Origin of the sequence: Limnochorda pilosa, assembly GCF_001544015.1 — a bacterium.
Classification (GTDB): Bacteria; Bacillota; Limnochordia; order Limnochordales; family Limnochordaceae; genus Limnochorda; species Limnochorda pilosa.
Window position 1 is genome coordinate 2,786,539 of record NZ_AP014924.1, and the last position, 14,071, is coordinate 2,800,609.

A 14,071-nucleotide genomic window follows, 5' to 3' on the forward strand; every position below is an offset into this window, starting at 1 on the left:
CCCCCCGTACTTCGGCGCGCCCTGGTACCTACCTCCTGAACTGGCTCAGGAAGAGCGCCGTTCCGAGGAAGGCCAGCAACCCCAGGAGCAGCCAGGTGACCACCGGCATACCCCAGAGGATCGGGCCCTTGCCTATCCAGAGGGTGAGGGCGGCGGTGAGGAGGGTGGCGGCGAAGACCACGCTCACCCCCAGCTCCCTGAGGGCCCGCTCGATGCGGCGCGAGTGGGGGTCCAACCCCTGGTGCTCCAGCTGCATGCGCAGCCGGCCGCGCCGCGCCCGAGCGGCGAGCCCCGCCACCTCCTCAGGCAGCCGGGTCCACGCCCGCAACGCCTCGAGCGCGTCCCGCTCCAGACGGCGCCCGACCCGAACCGGGTGGAGCTTCCGCACCAGGAGCTGGCGCACGAAGGGCCGGGCCACCTCCACGGCGTTGAAGCCAGGGTCGAGCTGGCGGCCGAGGCCCTCCATCCCCACCAGGACCTTGGCCAGCAGGAAGAGCTCGCCCGGCAGGTGGATGCGGTGCCGGTAGGCGAGCTGCATCGTCTCCTGCACCGTCTCGCCCAGCGCCATCTCCTGCAGGGTGCGACCGTAGTGCCGGTCGATCACGTCCCGCAGGTCCCGCTGGAGGGCGGCCGCGTCCGTGTCGGGATCCAGGGCGCCCAGGGCGTCCAGGGCGTCCACCCCCTGGTCGGGGCGGCGGGCCACCAGCGCCTGCAGGAGGTTCGCCACCCCCTCGGCCGTCTCGGCATCCACGTGGCCCACGATGCCGAAGTCCATGATGGCCAGGCGGTTGCCCGGCTCCACGTAGAGGTTGCCGGGGTGCGGGTCTCCGTGGAAGAAGCCGTCCACCAGCACCATCTTCAGGAAGAGCTGGGCCCCCCGCCGGGCGACCAGGGCGCGGTCGATGCCCGCCTGGTCCAGCTTCTCCACGTCGGTGGGCCGGAGGCCTCTCAGGCGCTCCAGCACCAGCACCCGCCGGTTGGACCACTCCCAGTAGACCCGGGGGAAGTGAACCCACGGACAGCCCTCGAAGTTGGCCTGGAACCTCTCGATGTTGGTGCCCTCCAGCCGGTAGTCCAGCTCGCGGCGGATGGCCCGGGCGAAGCCGTCGGCCAGGGCCACGGGGTCGAAGGGAAGGGAGATCCGGCCGGCCGCGAGGCGGGCCAGGCCGAAGAGGGCCTCCAGATCGGTTTCGATCTGCTCGTGGATCCCCGGCCGCTGGACCTTCACGACCACCTCGGTACCGTCGTGCAGCACCGCGGCGTGCACCTGCGCGATGGAGGCGCTGGCCAGGGGCTCGGGGTCGATGGAATCGAAGACCTCGGCAACCGGGCGCCCCCCCAGCGCCTCGGCCAGCGCCGGCTCCAGCGCCTCGAAGGGGACGGGGGGCACCCGGTCCTGCAGGAGCTGAAGCTCGGCGAAGACGTCGGGCGGGATCACGTCCGGCCGGGTGGAGAGGATCTGGCCCAGCTTGATGAAGGTGGGGCCCAGCTCCTCCAGCGCGCGCCGCACCCGGGCCCCCCGCCGCTCAAGCTCCCGGTCGGGGGCGCGGCGGGCGGGCCAAGGGCGAAGGCGGGTCAGGCCCAGCTCGTCCACCAGCAGGCCGAAGCCGTGGCGTCCCAGCACCTCCGCCACCTGCCGGTAGCGGCCGGCCATCCGGCGTCGTCGTCCCAGGGGCCCCATGGGGGCGTCCTCGTGCACGGGCCGGCTCCCCCCTCCCGCCCGGCCGGCTTGCAGGCTCAGGCTTTCGCGCTCAGGACGCGCTGGCCTGGCGGACGCGGGTGGAGCGGCGGTGCAGCCACTCGGTCCAGCTCACCCAGAGCGGGCTGGCCACGAAGATGGAGGAGTAGGTTCCCACCAGGATCCCCACCAGCAGCGTCACCGAGAAGACCCTCAGGGTCTCGCCGCCCAGGGCCACCAGCACCGCCACCGCCACCAGCGTGGTGAGGCTGGTGTTGATGGAGCGGACGAAGGTCTCCTGCACCCCCCGGTTGGCGGCCTCGGCCGGCGAGAGCCGCGGGTGGGCCGAGCGGACCTCCCGGATCTTGTCGTAGACCACGATCGTATCGTTGATGGAGTAGCCCACCACGGTGAGGATGGCGGCGATGAAGGCGGTGTTCACCTCCCACCCCAGGAGGGAAAGGACACCCAGGGCGATCAAGGCGTCGTGCAGGTCGGCAACGATGGCCATCAGCCCGAAGCTGTACTCGAAGCGGATGGACACATAGACGAGGACGCCTACCGCCGCGAGCCCCAGGCTGAGCAGGGCCCGGCGCAAGAGCTCCGCCCCGATCACCGGGTGCACCACCTCGGTCCGCAGCACCTCCACGGGTCCGAAGCGCTCGCCCAGGACCCGGTCGATGGTAGCGATGGCCTCGTTGCTCAGGGCCGGCACCCGGATCAGGACCTGCCGGCCGTCGCCCAGGTGCTGGACGCGGGGGGTGCCCAGGTTGACGTTCTGGAGGGCGGGATCGGCCAGAGCCTGGCGCAGCTCCGTCTCACTCACCACCCGTTCGAAGCCGCGCTCCATGAGGGTGCCCTGGGTGAAGTCGATGCCCAGGTTGAGGCCGCGGGTGGCCAGGAGCACCGCGCTCGCCAGGACCAGGAGCCCCGAGATGAGGAAGAAGACGCGCCGGCGACCCATCACGTCGAAGGTCATTGCACTAGCCCCCTTACGGCCATGGAACGGCCGATCCGATCCGGGTCCCAGTCGGTGAGGATCTCCAGGATCCAGCGGGTGACGACGATGGCGGTGAACATGCTCACCAGGATGCCCACGGCCAGGGTGACGGCAAAGCCCTGGACCGGCCCGCTGGTGAGGAAGAAGAGGACCCCGGCCACGATGAGGGTGGTCACGTTGGCGTCCAGGATCGCCCGGATCGCCCGGTCGAAGCCGGCCCGGATCGCCGCCCGCACCTTCTTGCCGGCCCGCACCTCCTCCTTGATCCGCTCGAAGATGATCACGTTGGCGTCCACGGCCATGCCCAGCGAGAGGATCACCCCCGCCAGGCCCGGCAGGGTGAAAGTGGAGCCCATGAGCAGCAGCACCGCCACGTCCAGGAGGGCGTAGACCAGCAACGCGAGGCCCGCCACGACGCCGGGCAGCCGGTAGAAGCCCGCCATGAAGAGGAGGATGAGGACGCCGCCGATGAGGCCCGCCTGCCAGCTCCGCTGGATGGAGTCGGCGCCCAGGGTGGGCCCTACCTGCCGGATCTCCAGGGACTCCAGGGGGATGGGCAGCGCACCGCTCTTGAGCTGGACGGCCAGGTTCCGCGCCTCGTCCAGAGTGAAGCCGCCGGTGATCTGGCCCTGGCCCCGGGTGATGGGCTCACGCACCACCGGGTTGACCAGCACCTTCCCGTCCAGCAGGTGAGGGATCTGGTACCCCTGCCAGACGGTGGTGAGCTGGGCGAACTTCTTCGCCCCCTCGGGGGTGAAGGTGACGTCGACCGCCGGGCGGCCCAGATCGTCGCGGCCCAGGCGGGCGTCCGATAGGTCCGCTCCGGTGAGCACCGTCTTGCCCTGGGGGTCCTGGATCTCCAGCTGGGCTGTCTGCCCGATGACCCGAATCGCCTCGTGCGCGTCCTTCACCCCCGGGAGCTCCACGATGATCCGGTCGCGCCCCTGGCGCTGGATGATGGGCTCGCTGACGCCGAGGCCGTTGACGCGCCGCTCCACCACCGCCAGCGCGCCCTGCATGGCCTCGTCGGTCACCTCCGTCCCGGCTTCCGGCTTGGCCTGCAACACCACGTGCACGCCGCCCTGCAGGTCCAGGCCGAGGCGGAAGGGCTCGAAGTAGAGCGCTGCGGCCCCTGCCACGACCAGGAGCAGGAGCGCGAGGATCTGCCAGCGATGAGGACTATGCACGAGGTCGCCCCCTCGAAAGAGCACAGAGAAGCCCGGAATCCCGGGCAACACGCCCATTATACCGCCCGCCGCGAGGGCCTGTCAAAGGAGCTTCGCCCCGTTGATCTCCAGGCGGAACCGGCAGTCCAGGAACTCCGCGGCCCGCCGGCACATCACCATCCGGCTGAGGAAGATCTCGAAGTACTCCATCACCTGGCAGATCTCGGTCTCGATCTTGAGGGTGAGGGTGATCTCCTTGTGGGCCGGCTCCACGTCCAGGAACGAGTGGACCACCGCGTAGTTGACCCGGTCGTGGATGTCGAAGGTGGCCAGGTCCCGGTTTCGCACCCGGGAGCGGTGCACGTCGGTCTTGTCGGCCAGGATCACCGCCGCCGACACGTCGTTGACGGGAAAGCCCTCGGGCTCCTCGTGGTTGCCGATGGCCCCCATGATCACCGCGATCTCAGGGTACGGCACCCCCAGCTGCTCGAGGATCTGCCCCACCATCACCGCTCCCACCACCCAGTGCCGGTCGCGGCTCGCGCAGTTCCCCAGGTCGTGGGTGTAGCCCGCGATCTCGGCCAGTTCCACCAGGCGGGCGGGCCGTCCCAGGCGGCGGAGGATGTTGCCGGCGATGCTCGACACGAGCCCGCAGTGGCGGTAGCCGTGCTCGGTGTAGCCCATGGCCGCCAGGTGCGTATCGGCCTGGCGCACGTAGGCGTCGATGGCGGGGTGCTGCCGCACCTCCTTCAGGGTGATGACGCCGGCCTCGGAGGGCGGCCGCTCCCCGCCGCCGTTTCGCCGTCCTGCCAACCTCTGCACCCCTCTCAGGGCCAGGGCTCAGGCTTCCTTGCCGCTCGAGCCGCTCTCGGCCTCGGACTCCTCTGCACCGTCCTCCTCCACCGCGGGAAGGGTCTTGCTCTCCAGGACCTGGTTGACGCTGCTGCGCGACAGGAGAAGCTCCACCCGGTCGGTCACCTTCAGCTTGATGGTCTCGTCGGTGATGCCCACGATCTCACCGAAGATGCCGCCCACGGTGACCACCCGGTTCCCCTTCCGCAGGCTGCGGAGCATCTCGTTCCGCTTCTTCTGCTGCTGCTGCTGGGGGCGGATGAGGAGGAAGTAGAAGATCACGAACAGCAGGATGAACGGGAGCAGGCCCGTGATGAGGCTGGCCTGGCCCGCCTGGGCCTGGAAGTAGAGCATCAGCCGGTCACCTCCGTGGTTGGGGCGGGGCGGGGCCCCGCCGCTGGCTCCTGCCGCCGGGGGAAGAGGGCGGCCGCAGCCCGGCGGACCTCGGCGAAGGTCCCCTGGCGGATCGCGGCCCGCACCTCCTCCATCAGGCGCAGGAGGACGTGCAGGTTGTGGTACGAGCAGAGCCTTAGACCCAGGATCTCGCCGGCGTTCAGCAGGTGACGCACGTAGGCGCGGCTGTACCGCCGGCAGACCCTGCAATCGCACGACGGGTCCAGGGGCCGCTCGTCCGACGCGTAGCGGGCGTTGCGGACGGTCACGGGCCCCCGGCGGGTGAGCACGGTGCCGTGGCGGGCGACGCGGGTGGGCAACACCGAGTCGAAGAGGTCGATGCCCCGGGCCACGCCCTCCACCAGCGCGTCGGGGGAGCCCACGCCCATCAGGTAGCGGGGCCGGGCCGGCGGAAGCTCCGGCACCGATGCCTCCAGCATACGGTACATGGTCTCCTTCGGCTCGCCGATGCTGAGCCCCCCGATCCCGTAGCCATCGAACTCGAGCTTCCCCAGGGCGCGCGCCGCCCGGCGGCGCACGCCCGCCTCCATGCCCCCCTGCACGATGCCGAAGAGGAGCTGGTCGTCCCGGCGGTGCGAGGCAAGCGCGATCTCCGCCCACCGCTCCGTTCGCCGCAGGCTGGCCTCCACCTCCTCGGGCGGGCTCGGGTAGGGCGGGCACTCGTCGAGCACCATGGCCACGTCGCTGCCCAGGAGCTCCTGGAGGTGGACCACACCCTCGGGGGTCAGCCGGTGGGTGGAGCCGTCCAGGTGCGAGCGGAAGGTGACCCCCTCCTCGTCCACCCGGCGGAGCGCGGTCAGGCTCAGCACCTGGAAGCCCCCCGAGTCGGTGAGGATGCTGCCGCTCCAGGCCATGAACCGGTGGAGGCCGCCCAGCTCGGCCACCCGCCCCGCACCCGGGCGCAGGTAGAGGTGGTAGGTGTTGCCCAGGATCATGGACGCGCCCAGCTCCTCCAGCTCCTCGCTGGAGAGGGTCTTCACCGACGCCTGGGTGCCCACGGGCATGAAGGCCGGCGTCTCCACCACCCCGTGCGCCGTGTGCAGCCGCCCCGCCCGGGCGCCGCTGGCCGGGTCCCGGGCAAGCACCTCGAACGCGCCGTCCATGGCGCACCTCCAGGCTAGAGGATCACCATCGCATCCCCGAAGCTGAAGAAACGATACCCTGCCTCCACCGCCACCCGATAGGCCTCCAGGACCCGCTCCCGCCCCGCGAAGGCCGAAACCAGCAGAAGCAGCGTCGACCGGGGAAGGTGAAAGTTGGTCACCAGCGCGTCCACCGCCCGGAAGCGGTAGCCCGGATAGATGTAGAGATCGGTCCATCCGCTCCCGGCGGGCACGCGGCCGGCCGCCGCGCCCCGGTCCCCTGCCGGGTCCAGCCCTTCGGCCCGGATCGCCGCCGCCTCCAGGGCCCGCACGCTGGTGGTGCCCACGGCCACCACCCGCCCGCCCCTCGCCCGGGCCCCTTCCACCGCGGCGGCCGTCTCCGCCGGGATGGCGTAGTATTCCCGGTGCATGGGGTGCTCCTCCGCCTCCTGCTCGGTCACGGGGCGGAAGGTGTCGAGCCCCACGTGGAGCACCACCGGCGCCACCACCACGCCCATGGACCGGATCCGATCCAGGAGCTCGGGCGTGAAGTGGAGGCCGGCGGTGGGCGCCGCCGCCGAGCCTGTCTCACGGGCATAGACGGTCTGGTACCGCTCCGGATCAGCCAGCTCCCTGTGGATGTAGGGAGGCAGGGGCACCCGGCCCAGCTCCTCCAGCACCTGCTCCAGCGGGCCCCGGTGCTCGAAGCGCACCCGCCGGACCCCCGCCGCCCGGGAGGGTCCCTCGCCTCCGGGGGACCGCGGCACCCGGGGATCCACGACCTGGCCGCGGAGCCTCCCGCCACCGAAGACCAGGCGCTGGCCTGCCCGCAGCCGGCGACCCGGACGCGCCAGGCACTCCCAGGCCCCTTCCGCGTCGGGCCGCAGGAGGAGGAGCTCCACCGCCCCGCCCGTGCCCTCCTTCTCGCCGATCAGGCGGGCGGGACGTACCCGGCTCTCGTTCACCACCAGCACGTCGCCCGGAGCCAGGTACTCGGGCAGGTCCCGGAAGATCCGATGCTCCAGCCGGCCGTCCTCCCGGCGCAGCACCAGGAGGCGGGAGGCGTCGCGGGGTTCCACCGGTTCCTGGGCGATGGCCCCTGGAGGCAGGTGGTAGTCGAAGGCGTCCATCCGCACCGCGTGCGCCCCCGCTACGCCCCGGACCCGGCCAGGTCTTCGGGGCCGAAGGCGTCGGGCAGGAGCTCCTCGAGCCGGCGGACCTCCACCGCACCCCGCTCGCCCGCCATGATCACCCGCATCCCTGAACCGAACTCGCGCAGCACCTGGCGGCAGGCACCGCAGGGCCGGCAGGGACCGCAGGCACCACAGACGACGGCCACCGCCTCCAGCCGCCGAACCCCCGCGGCCACGGCGTGGAAGACCGCCACCCGCTCGGCACAAACGCCGAGGCCGTACGATGCGTTCTCCACGTTGCACCCCTCGAAGACCCGCCCATCGGCAGACCGCACCGCGGCGCCCACGGCGAAACCTGAGTAGGGCGCGTAGGCCCTCTCCCGGGCCCGGCGCGCGGCCTCGATCAGGGCCAGGTCGGCCTGGCTCGGCCCGTGCTCGTCCATCCGGCTCGTCCTCCCCCCACGGCTCCCATGATAGCAGAAAGCCCCGGGCCGGGCACCTCACCGGCCCAGGAGCCGGAGGAGCGGGGGAAGGAAGAGGACCCCACCCACCAGCAGGGCCCCCACCGCCGCCACCAGGACGGCCGCGGCAGCCAAGTCCTTCACCTGCCGGGCTCCGGGGTGCTGCCGGGCCTCCACCAGGTCCACCAAGCCCTCGAGCGCGGAGTTGAAGAGCTCCGCGCCGATCACGGCCGCGGCGGCCAGGGTCACCAGGGCCACCTGGACCCACGGCAGGTGCAGGGCCCACGCGGTCGCCACGGCCAGCACCCCCGCCGCCACGTGGATCCGAAGGTTCCGCTGGGTGCGCAGGGCGGCGGAGAACCCCTGCCACGCGAAGCGGAAGGACTCGGCCAGGGTGCGGGCCCGGTGCCACCCCACGCCCGCGGCTGCCGCCGGCTTACGTCCCATGGCGCGGGAGGCCCGCCCCTTCCAGGATCTCCTCCTGGAGTGCGAACATGCGGGCCTCCTCCCCCGGGCTGGCGTGGTCGTAGCCCAGGAGGTGGAGGAGGCCGTGCACCGCCAGGAAGGCCGCCTCCCGCTGCGGGCTGTGGCCGTACGCCTCAGCCTGGCGGTAGACGTGCTCCAGCGAGAGCACCACGTCGCCCAGCGCCAGAGGGACCTCGTCTGCGGGCAGCGGGTGGCCCGGCTGCGTCTCGAGCAGGGGGAAAGAGAGCACGTCCGTTGGGGCGTCCACCTGGCGGTAGCGCCGGTTGAGGGAGTGGACCTCGCCTGCGTCCATCACCGCCAGGCTGAGCTCGGTGTCGGGGGGCAGGCCCAGCACCTCCGCCGCCCCCTCCAGGGCCCGGTGCACCGCGGGGGCCACCTCCCGCCAGCGGGCGGAGCCAGCCTGCGATCCGCTGGTCTCCACGTTCACCTCATCGCCCCCCCTCGCCTCGCGGCGGGCGGCTCACGCGCGGCGGGCCTGCATCTCCTTCACCAGGCGCTCCGGGTACTCCACCCGCGTGTGGTAGACGCCGTTCAGGACCTTGACGAAGGCGCCCGCGATCTTGTCCAGGTCCTTCAGGGTCAGCTCCGAGGAGTCCAGCTGCCCCGACTCCAGGCGGCCCTTGATGCTCCGGCGCACGACACCCTCGATCCGTCCCGGGGTGGGCCGGTTCAGGCTCCGGACGGTGGCCTCCACACCGTCGGCCAGCATGAGGATGGCGGTCTCCCGGGTCTGGGGCTTGGGGCCCGGATAACGGAAGTCCTTCTCCTCCACGGTCCCGCCCCGGTTGTTCTCCAGGGCCTTGTTGTAGAAGTAGCGGACCAGGTCGGTCCCGTGATGCTGCGCGATGAAGTCGACGACCATGGGCGGGAGCCCGTACTCCCGGGCGAGCTCGAGGCCGTCCCGCACGTGGGAGACGATGATGAGGGTGCTGAGGGAGGGCGCGATCTTGTCGTGCGGGTTCTCGCCCGAGAACTGGTTCTCCACGAAAAAGTAGGGGCGCCGGATCTTGCCGATGTCGTGGTAGAGGGCGCCTACCCGCACCAGGAGGCTGTCGCCCCCGGTCGCCTCCGCGGCCGCCTCGGCCAGGTTCCCCACCATGATGCTGTGATGGTAGGTTCCGGGTGCCTCCATGAGGAGACGCCGCAGGAGGGGCTGGTTGGGGTTGGCCAGCTCCAGCAGGCGGATGGAGCTGGTGATGCTGAAGGCCGTCTCCAGGTAGGGCAGCAGGCCCAGGGTGCCGACCGAGCTGATGAGCCCGTTCACCAGGCCCACCCACGCGAGGGGCACCAGCGCCGAGGTGCCCCGGGCCAGACCGAGGGCGAGGATGGTGACCAGTGCGGCGGCGCCCACCAGGAAGCCCGCCCGGGTCACGTCGGAGCGCTGGGAGGCCCGGGAGACGCTGAAGACCGCGGTCAGCCCGCTGGTCACGGCCACCACCGCCGGCTCCAGGGAGAAGCCGGTCATGATCCCGGTAAGGAGCGCCGTCACCAGGGTCGTGAGCACGGCCACCTGCGAGTCCACCAGGATGGTGACCAGCATGCTGCCCAGAGCCACCGGGATCAGGTAGGGGGCCCCTTCCCAACCCACCACCGAGCCGATGCGGGCCAGGGTCGCCACCAGCCCTACCACCAGCGAGAGGAGCCCGAGCTGCTTCACGTCACGGCTCAAGGCCGGCCGGAACTGGTGGATCGCGATCCCCAGCAACGCCACGAGCCCGAAGGCGGCCAGGGCCAGCCCCGCCCACGAGCGGTAGGGGCGGTCCGGCCGCAGGACGCCCAGGTCCTGCAGGATCTGGACCGTCTCCGCCGTGGCCACGTCCCCGCGGCGCACGATCATCTGACCCTGCTGCACCATCACCTCGGGCACCGAGCGGCGTGCCTGGCTCTCCACCCGCTGCACGGCCTGCGGGTCCAGGATCAGGTTGGGCCGCAGGTTGGCGGCCACCACCAGGCCCACCAGCCGGCGCTGGGCCTCGCTCAGGCCCTGATCGGGGAGGAACTCGCCCACCTGGCCGCGCACCGCCTCCAGCTCCTCGGTGGGCACCCGCCGCGTGCGCAGCACCTGCTCGACCGTCTCCCGGCTGACCTGCGCCAGGCGCTCCAACTCCCGCGGGCCGCCCTGCAGGACCGCCCGCACCGTGGAAGCGGGCAAGGGCACGCCGGCCTCGGCCAGGAGCCGGACCGCTTCCACCACCTGGGTTTCGGTGGGCTGGGCCGGGGCGGCGTTCGGCGCCGCGTCCTGATCCTGGCCGGCCGGCGTCTCCTGGGAGGGCAAGAAGTCGGCCAAGCGCGCGTAGAGATCCTGGACGGCGTCGGATGCCTGGATGGCCACCGTGGCGTTGATCCGGTAGTTGGCGGGATCGTCGGCCGCGTTGCGGACGGCCTCCCGCGCGGCCTGCTCGCGCAGCTGCTCGGTGGCCACCCGGTTCACCACCGGCCGGGGCGCCTGGATGTCGCGCGAGGCCACCTGGCCCACCCGCAGGTCGAAGCCGGTGGGGCTCTTCACGGCCAGGATCAGCAGGAGCAGGAGACCGGTTCCGATGAAGAGCCACCAGCGACCGTCCGTGGGGCGGCGAACCCACCCCCCCAAGGCCCGGCCGTAGGCAGCCACCCGTTCGGTGAAGCGACCCATGGGCAAACCTCCCGGGCCAGCCTGCTCCGCCGGCTGAAGGGCCACCAGGCCGTACGCCGGCCGGGGCGCCCGGCCCCGCCCGACCAGCCGCAGAAGCCTCTCGCGCACACGCCAACCTCCGTCCCCTTCGGGATCAAACCTACTGTAGACCCAAGCCGCTCGCCGGTCAAGCACCGGGGGAAGCCGTGGGGTCCTGCACGATGGACGCCCGCTTCGGCCCTCCGGGGCCCGTGCAGAGCGAGCGGAGGCCGGGAGGGCCGGAGCGAGCGCCCGCCGGGGAAGGGCCTGCGCCCCCACGCGGCGTCACCTCAGCGGTAGGGGACGAAATGGCCGATCTCTTCCAGGGTCTCCACGCGTATCCGCACGCCCACCCGCCCCGGGCCGGGGCGGTAGCGTTCCACCGTCTCCTCGAGGAGCGTGGCACCGTCTCCGATCCGTTCCATGACGGCCCGGCGGGCCCTGGCCTCGGCCTCGGCCAGCGCCTCCTGGGGCGTGCGTTCCACCTGGTGGCGCACCACCGGCCAGCGCTCGTCCATGCGGAGGGCCAGGGGCAGCGCCAGCGGCCCCAGGTGGATCGGTATCCGCCAGGGCACCACGCGGGCGGGGTCTGGCCTGGGGCCCACCAGCACAGCGCGCCCGGCCACCTCCAGGCCGTAGCTCCGCCGGGGCCGGCCGGTCACCTCTTCGACCGTCTCCGCCAGCGGCACCTCGGCCTCGGCGTCGTAGCCCACCCGCGCCCGAACCACCCCTTCGGCGTGCACCACGGGCGAGTCGCCCGCGAGCACCCTCTGCTGGTGGTCAAGGCTTCCCGGGTCCAGCCGCCCGCTGACCAGCACCTGGCCCCGGGCCACCGTGTCGCCTGCCTTCACCTGAAGGCTCCCCTGGAAGGCCACCGCCTGCACCACCACCCCGTCGCGCAGGGCCACCAGGTCGCCGGGGGTGTCGCTGCCCAGAGGAGGAGCGGATCGTTCGGCCACCCGGATCTCCGCCCGGATTCCCTCCAGCCGCACGTCCGTCCAGGTGAGGAGCGGGTTGTCCAGCAAGAGGCCGTCCTCCAGCCGGCGGGGGTCCACGTCCCGGCGCAGGGCGCCCGGGTGCAGGCCTAGAGCCGCCGCCCCGGCCCGGATCTCGTCGGCGCTCAGGCGGTGGGTGCCCACCACCTCCACCACCCACACGTAGGAAGAAAACCAGAGGAAGAGGAGGGCGGAAACCCCCATCCCCATCCAGAAAAAGGGGTGGCGTCGGGCGCGGGCCAGCAGGAAGGGAAGGCCCACCCGCTCCAGCAGGGTCACCTGAACGCCCCTGCGGCGGGCGATGGGCCGAAGCCGGCGGAAATCGTGGCGGGCCACCTGGCCCACCGCGAGCCGCGGCCCGTGGCGTTTCACGCGGAAGAGGGGAACACTGCGGCTGGTCTCGTTCAGGAAGGCCTCCAGGCGGCCCCCGCGGAGGCGAAGGATCACGTATCCCGTGAGGAAGCGGCGCCAGCGGTCGCGCACGTCACGCCCTCCGGCCGGCGGGCGAAGGATAGTCGATCTGATCGATCCGGCCTCGGAGCACGAGCTCCTCGCCCGCCAGGCGCTCGATCTCCAGGCGGTCTCCCATGACGCGGAGCGGACCCAGCCGGCTCTGGACCACCACCTCATGGGCCGTGAAGCGGACCAGGCCTCGATGGTTCTCGATCAGGCAGCGCTCCCGGCCGATCACGGTCGCCCGAGGCAGGTCGAGCATCACCTCTTCGGGCAGCTCGAGCCACCCTACCAGGCGCTGCCACGGGCGCGCCAGGCCGTCGGCAGCCCGTCGCCCTGACCCCACGTTCGGACCGCCCATACGACTCCCCCCACGGGCATGGGAGACAACCTTGCTCTAGGAGCCTATGCGGGGGGCCCGGAGGGCATGACGCGCCCCGGGCCGCCAGGGGCGCATGACCCGGGGCGCACCCAGGATCTCCGCCAGGAGCACCGCCTCCGCGAGGCCGCCCGGCCGGCGCAAGAGCTGGCTCACCGATGCCCATGGGGGGCCGGCCCCGGGACCCTCGGCCAGGGCACGCCTCTCAGCAAGGAGCGGCCCCGGGTCCCGGGGTGGCATCAGCAGGTTCGAGGGCTCGCGGGCTCCGGCCAGACGCTCGTTCACGATCGCGGGCCTTCCTTCTCAGGCTCGCCCAGGGCCTCCTCCTCGCCCCGGGAGGGTCCGGCCACGCTCTCCCGCATGCGGGTGTCGGCCAGGAGGTTCTGCATCCCGTAGTAGTCCATCACGCCCAGCTTCCCCTCGCGCAGCGCCTGGGAAAGCGCCTTCGGAACCTCGGCCTCGGCCTCCACCACCCGGGCCCGCATCTCCTGGACCCGGGCGCGCATCTCCTGCTCCAGGGCCAGGGCGGCGAAACGGCGCTCGGCGGCCTTGGCTTCGGCGATGTTCTTGTCGGCCTCGGCCTGGTCCACCTGGAGCGCGGCCCCGATGTTGCGGCCCACGTCCACGTCGGCGATGTCGATGGAGAGGATCTCGAAGGCGGTGCCCGCGTCCAGCCCCTTGGAGAGGACCGTCGCGGAGATGCGGTCCGGGTTCTCCAGGACCTGCTTGTGGGTCTCGGAGGAGCCTACGGTGGTCACGATACCCTCGCCCACCCGGGCGATCACCGTGGGCTCGCCGGCGCCCCCCACCAACCGGTCGATGTTGGCCCGCACCGTCACCCGGGCCTTCGCCTTCAGCTCGATGCCGTCCTTGGCCACCGCGGAGACGATGGGCGTCTCGATGACCTTGGGGTTCACGCTCATCTGGACCGCCTCGAGCACGTTCCGGCCCGCCAGGTCGATGGCCGCGGCCCGCTCGAAGCTCAGGGGGATCTCAGCCCGCTGCGCGGCGATGAGGGCGTCGATCACCCGGTCCACGTTGCCGCCGGCCAGGAAGTGGGCCTCCAGCTTGTCCAGGGCCGCGTCGAGCCCGGCCTTCTCGGCCTTGATCATGGGCAGGACGATGGCCGCGGGCGGCACCCGCCGCAGCCGCATGCCGATGAGCTGGACGATGCCCAGGCGCACCCCCGCCGCCAGGGCCGAGATCCAGAGGCCCACGGGGACGAAGTAGAAGAGCAGCGAGACGGCCAGGATGATCAGGACCAGGATGAACACGGGTGCGAAGAGCTCCACCTGTTCCCACGCTCCTTCGCTCGGATTTGG

General features: G+C 72.0%; 15 protein-coding genes. All 15 read right to left on the reverse strand.

The window, feature by feature from the left end:
* Positions 1-28: 28 nt before the first annotated feature.
* The 15 genes from LIP_RS12350 to floA all read right to left on the reverse strand — a co-directional run bounded on the left by LIP_RS12350 (position 29) and on the right by floA (position 14,041).
* Entirely contained in the window at positions 29-1,699 is a 1,671-nt protein-coding gene (locus tag LIP_RS12350) for an ABC1 kinase family protein (protein ID WP_068138858.1), read from the reverse strand.
* A 52-nt stretch (positions 1,700-1,751) separates the two neighbouring features.
* Complete coding sequence (secF, locus tag LIP_RS12355) at positions 1,752-2,657, reverse strand: protein translocase subunit SecF (protein ID WP_082726283.1); 906 nt, start codon at positions 2,655-2,657, stop codon at positions 1,752-1,754.
* The gene (gene secD / locus LIP_RS12360) at positions 2,654-3,865 is read right to left on the reverse strand and encodes a protein translocase subunit SecD (RefSeq protein WP_198409530.1); all 1,212 of its coding nucleotides are present in this window, start codon (positions 3,863-3,865) and stop codon (positions 2,654-2,656) included. Before secD ends, secF begins: the two co-directional genes overlap by 4 nt.
* Before the next feature lie 81 nt (positions 3,866-3,946).
* Positions 3,947-4,657 (reverse strand): HD domain-containing protein, encoded by a 711-nt coding sequence (locus tag LIP_RS12365; protein WP_198409531.1) that lies wholly within the window; start codon positions 4,655-4,657, stop codon positions 3,947-3,949.
* Between the two features lie 27 nt (positions 4,658-4,684).
* Positions 4,685-5,050: a preprotein translocase subunit YajC gene (gene yajC / locus LIP_RS12370; RefSeq protein ID WP_082726285.1), complete on the reverse strand. Its 366-nt coding sequence runs from the start codon at positions 5,048-5,050 to the stop codon at positions 4,685-4,687.
* Complete coding sequence (gene tgt / locus LIP_RS12375) at positions 5,050-6,213, reverse strand: tRNA guanosine(34) transglycosylase Tgt (protein ID WP_068138861.1); 1,164 nt, start codon at positions 6,211-6,213, stop codon at positions 5,050-5,052. Before tgt ends, yajC begins: the two co-directional genes overlap by 1 nt.
* Before the next feature lie 14 nt (positions 6,214-6,227).
* On the reverse strand, positions 6,228-7,328 hold the full coding sequence (gene queA, locus LIP_RS12380; RefSeq protein WP_068138864.1) for a tRNA preQ1(34) S-adenosylmethionine ribosyltransferase-isomerase QueA: 1,101 nt from the start codon (positions 7,326-7,328) through the stop codon (positions 6,228-6,230).
* A gap of 14 nt (positions 7,329-7,342) precedes the next feature.
* Positions 7,343-7,768: a cytidine deaminase gene (locus tag LIP_RS12385; RefSeq protein WP_068138867.1), complete on the reverse strand. Its 426-nt coding sequence runs from the start codon at positions 7,766-7,768 to the stop codon at positions 7,343-7,345.
* Between the two features lie 57 nt (positions 7,769-7,825).
* A complete protein-coding gene (locus LIP_RS12390; protein ID WP_082726286.1) occupies positions 7,826-8,233 on the reverse strand; it encodes a diacylglycerol kinase in 408 nt (135 codons plus the stop codon).
* Positions 8,223-8,699: an rRNA maturation RNase YbeY gene (gene ybeY / locus LIP_RS12395; protein ID WP_068138868.1), complete on the reverse strand. Its 477-nt coding sequence runs from the start codon at positions 8,697-8,699 to the stop codon at positions 8,223-8,225. The genes LIP_RS12390 and ybeY overlap by 11 nt, the downstream gene beginning before the upstream one ends.
* Positions 8,700-8,732: 33 nt before the next feature.
* Positions 8,733-11,012 carry an HD family phosphohydrolase gene (locus tag LIP_RS12400; RefSeq protein WP_068138875.1) on the reverse strand — a complete coding sequence of 760 codons (2,280 nt, stop codon included), beginning with the start codon at positions 11,010-11,012 and terminating at the stop codon, positions 8,733-8,735.
* A 200-nt stretch (positions 11,013-11,212) separates the two neighbouring features.
* Positions 11,213-12,400, reverse strand: coding sequence for a sporulation protein YqfD (locus LIP_RS12405; RefSeq protein WP_068138878.1), 1,188 nt, complete (start codon positions 12,398-12,400; stop codon positions 11,213-11,215).
* Between the two features lies 1 nt (position 12,401).
* Positions 12,402-12,731: a sporulation protein YqfC gene (gene yqfC / locus LIP_RS12410; RefSeq protein ID WP_068138883.1), complete on the reverse strand. Its 330-nt coding sequence runs from the start codon at positions 12,729-12,731 to the stop codon at positions 12,402-12,404.
* 36 nt (positions 12,732-12,767) lie between these two features.
* Positions 12,768-13,034, reverse strand: coding sequence for a hypothetical protein (locus LIP_RS12415; RefSeq protein ID WP_068138885.1), 267 nt, complete (start codon positions 13,032-13,034; stop codon positions 12,768-12,770).
* Positions 13,031-14,041 (reverse strand): flotillin-like protein FloA, encoded by a 1,011-nt coding sequence (floA, locus tag LIP_RS12420; RefSeq protein WP_068138888.1) that lies wholly within the window; start codon positions 14,039-14,041, stop codon positions 13,031-13,033. The genes LIP_RS12415 and floA overlap by 4 nt, the downstream gene beginning before the upstream one ends.
* Positions 14,042-14,071 lie beyond the last annotated feature (30 nt).

Bases quoted from the DNA above. Each gene is read 5' to 3' on its own strand.
- secF (WP_082726283.1), bottom strand. From the start codon at position 2,657: ATGACCTTCGACGTGATGGGTCGCCGGCGCGTCTTCTTCCTCATCTCG.
- yajC (WP_082726285.1), bottom strand. From the start codon at position 5,050: ATGCTCTACTTCCAGGCCCAGGCGGGCCAGGCCAGCCTCATCACGGGC.
- tgt (WP_068138861.1), bottom strand. From the start codon at position 6,213: ATGGACGGCGCGTTCGAGGTGCTTGCCCGGGACCCGGCCAGCGGCGCC.
- LIP_RS12385 (WP_068138867.1), bottom strand. From the start codon at position 7,768: ATGGACGAGCACGGGCCGAGCCAGGCCGACCTGGCCCTGATCGAGGCC.
- LIP_RS12390 (WP_082726286.1), bottom strand. From the start codon at position 8,233: ATGGGACGTAAGCCGGCGGCAGCCGCGGGCGTGGGGTGGCACCGGGCC.
- yqfC (WP_068138883.1), bottom strand. From the start codon at position 12,731: ATGGGCGGTCCGAACGTGGGGTCAGGGCGACGGGCTGCCGACGGCCTG.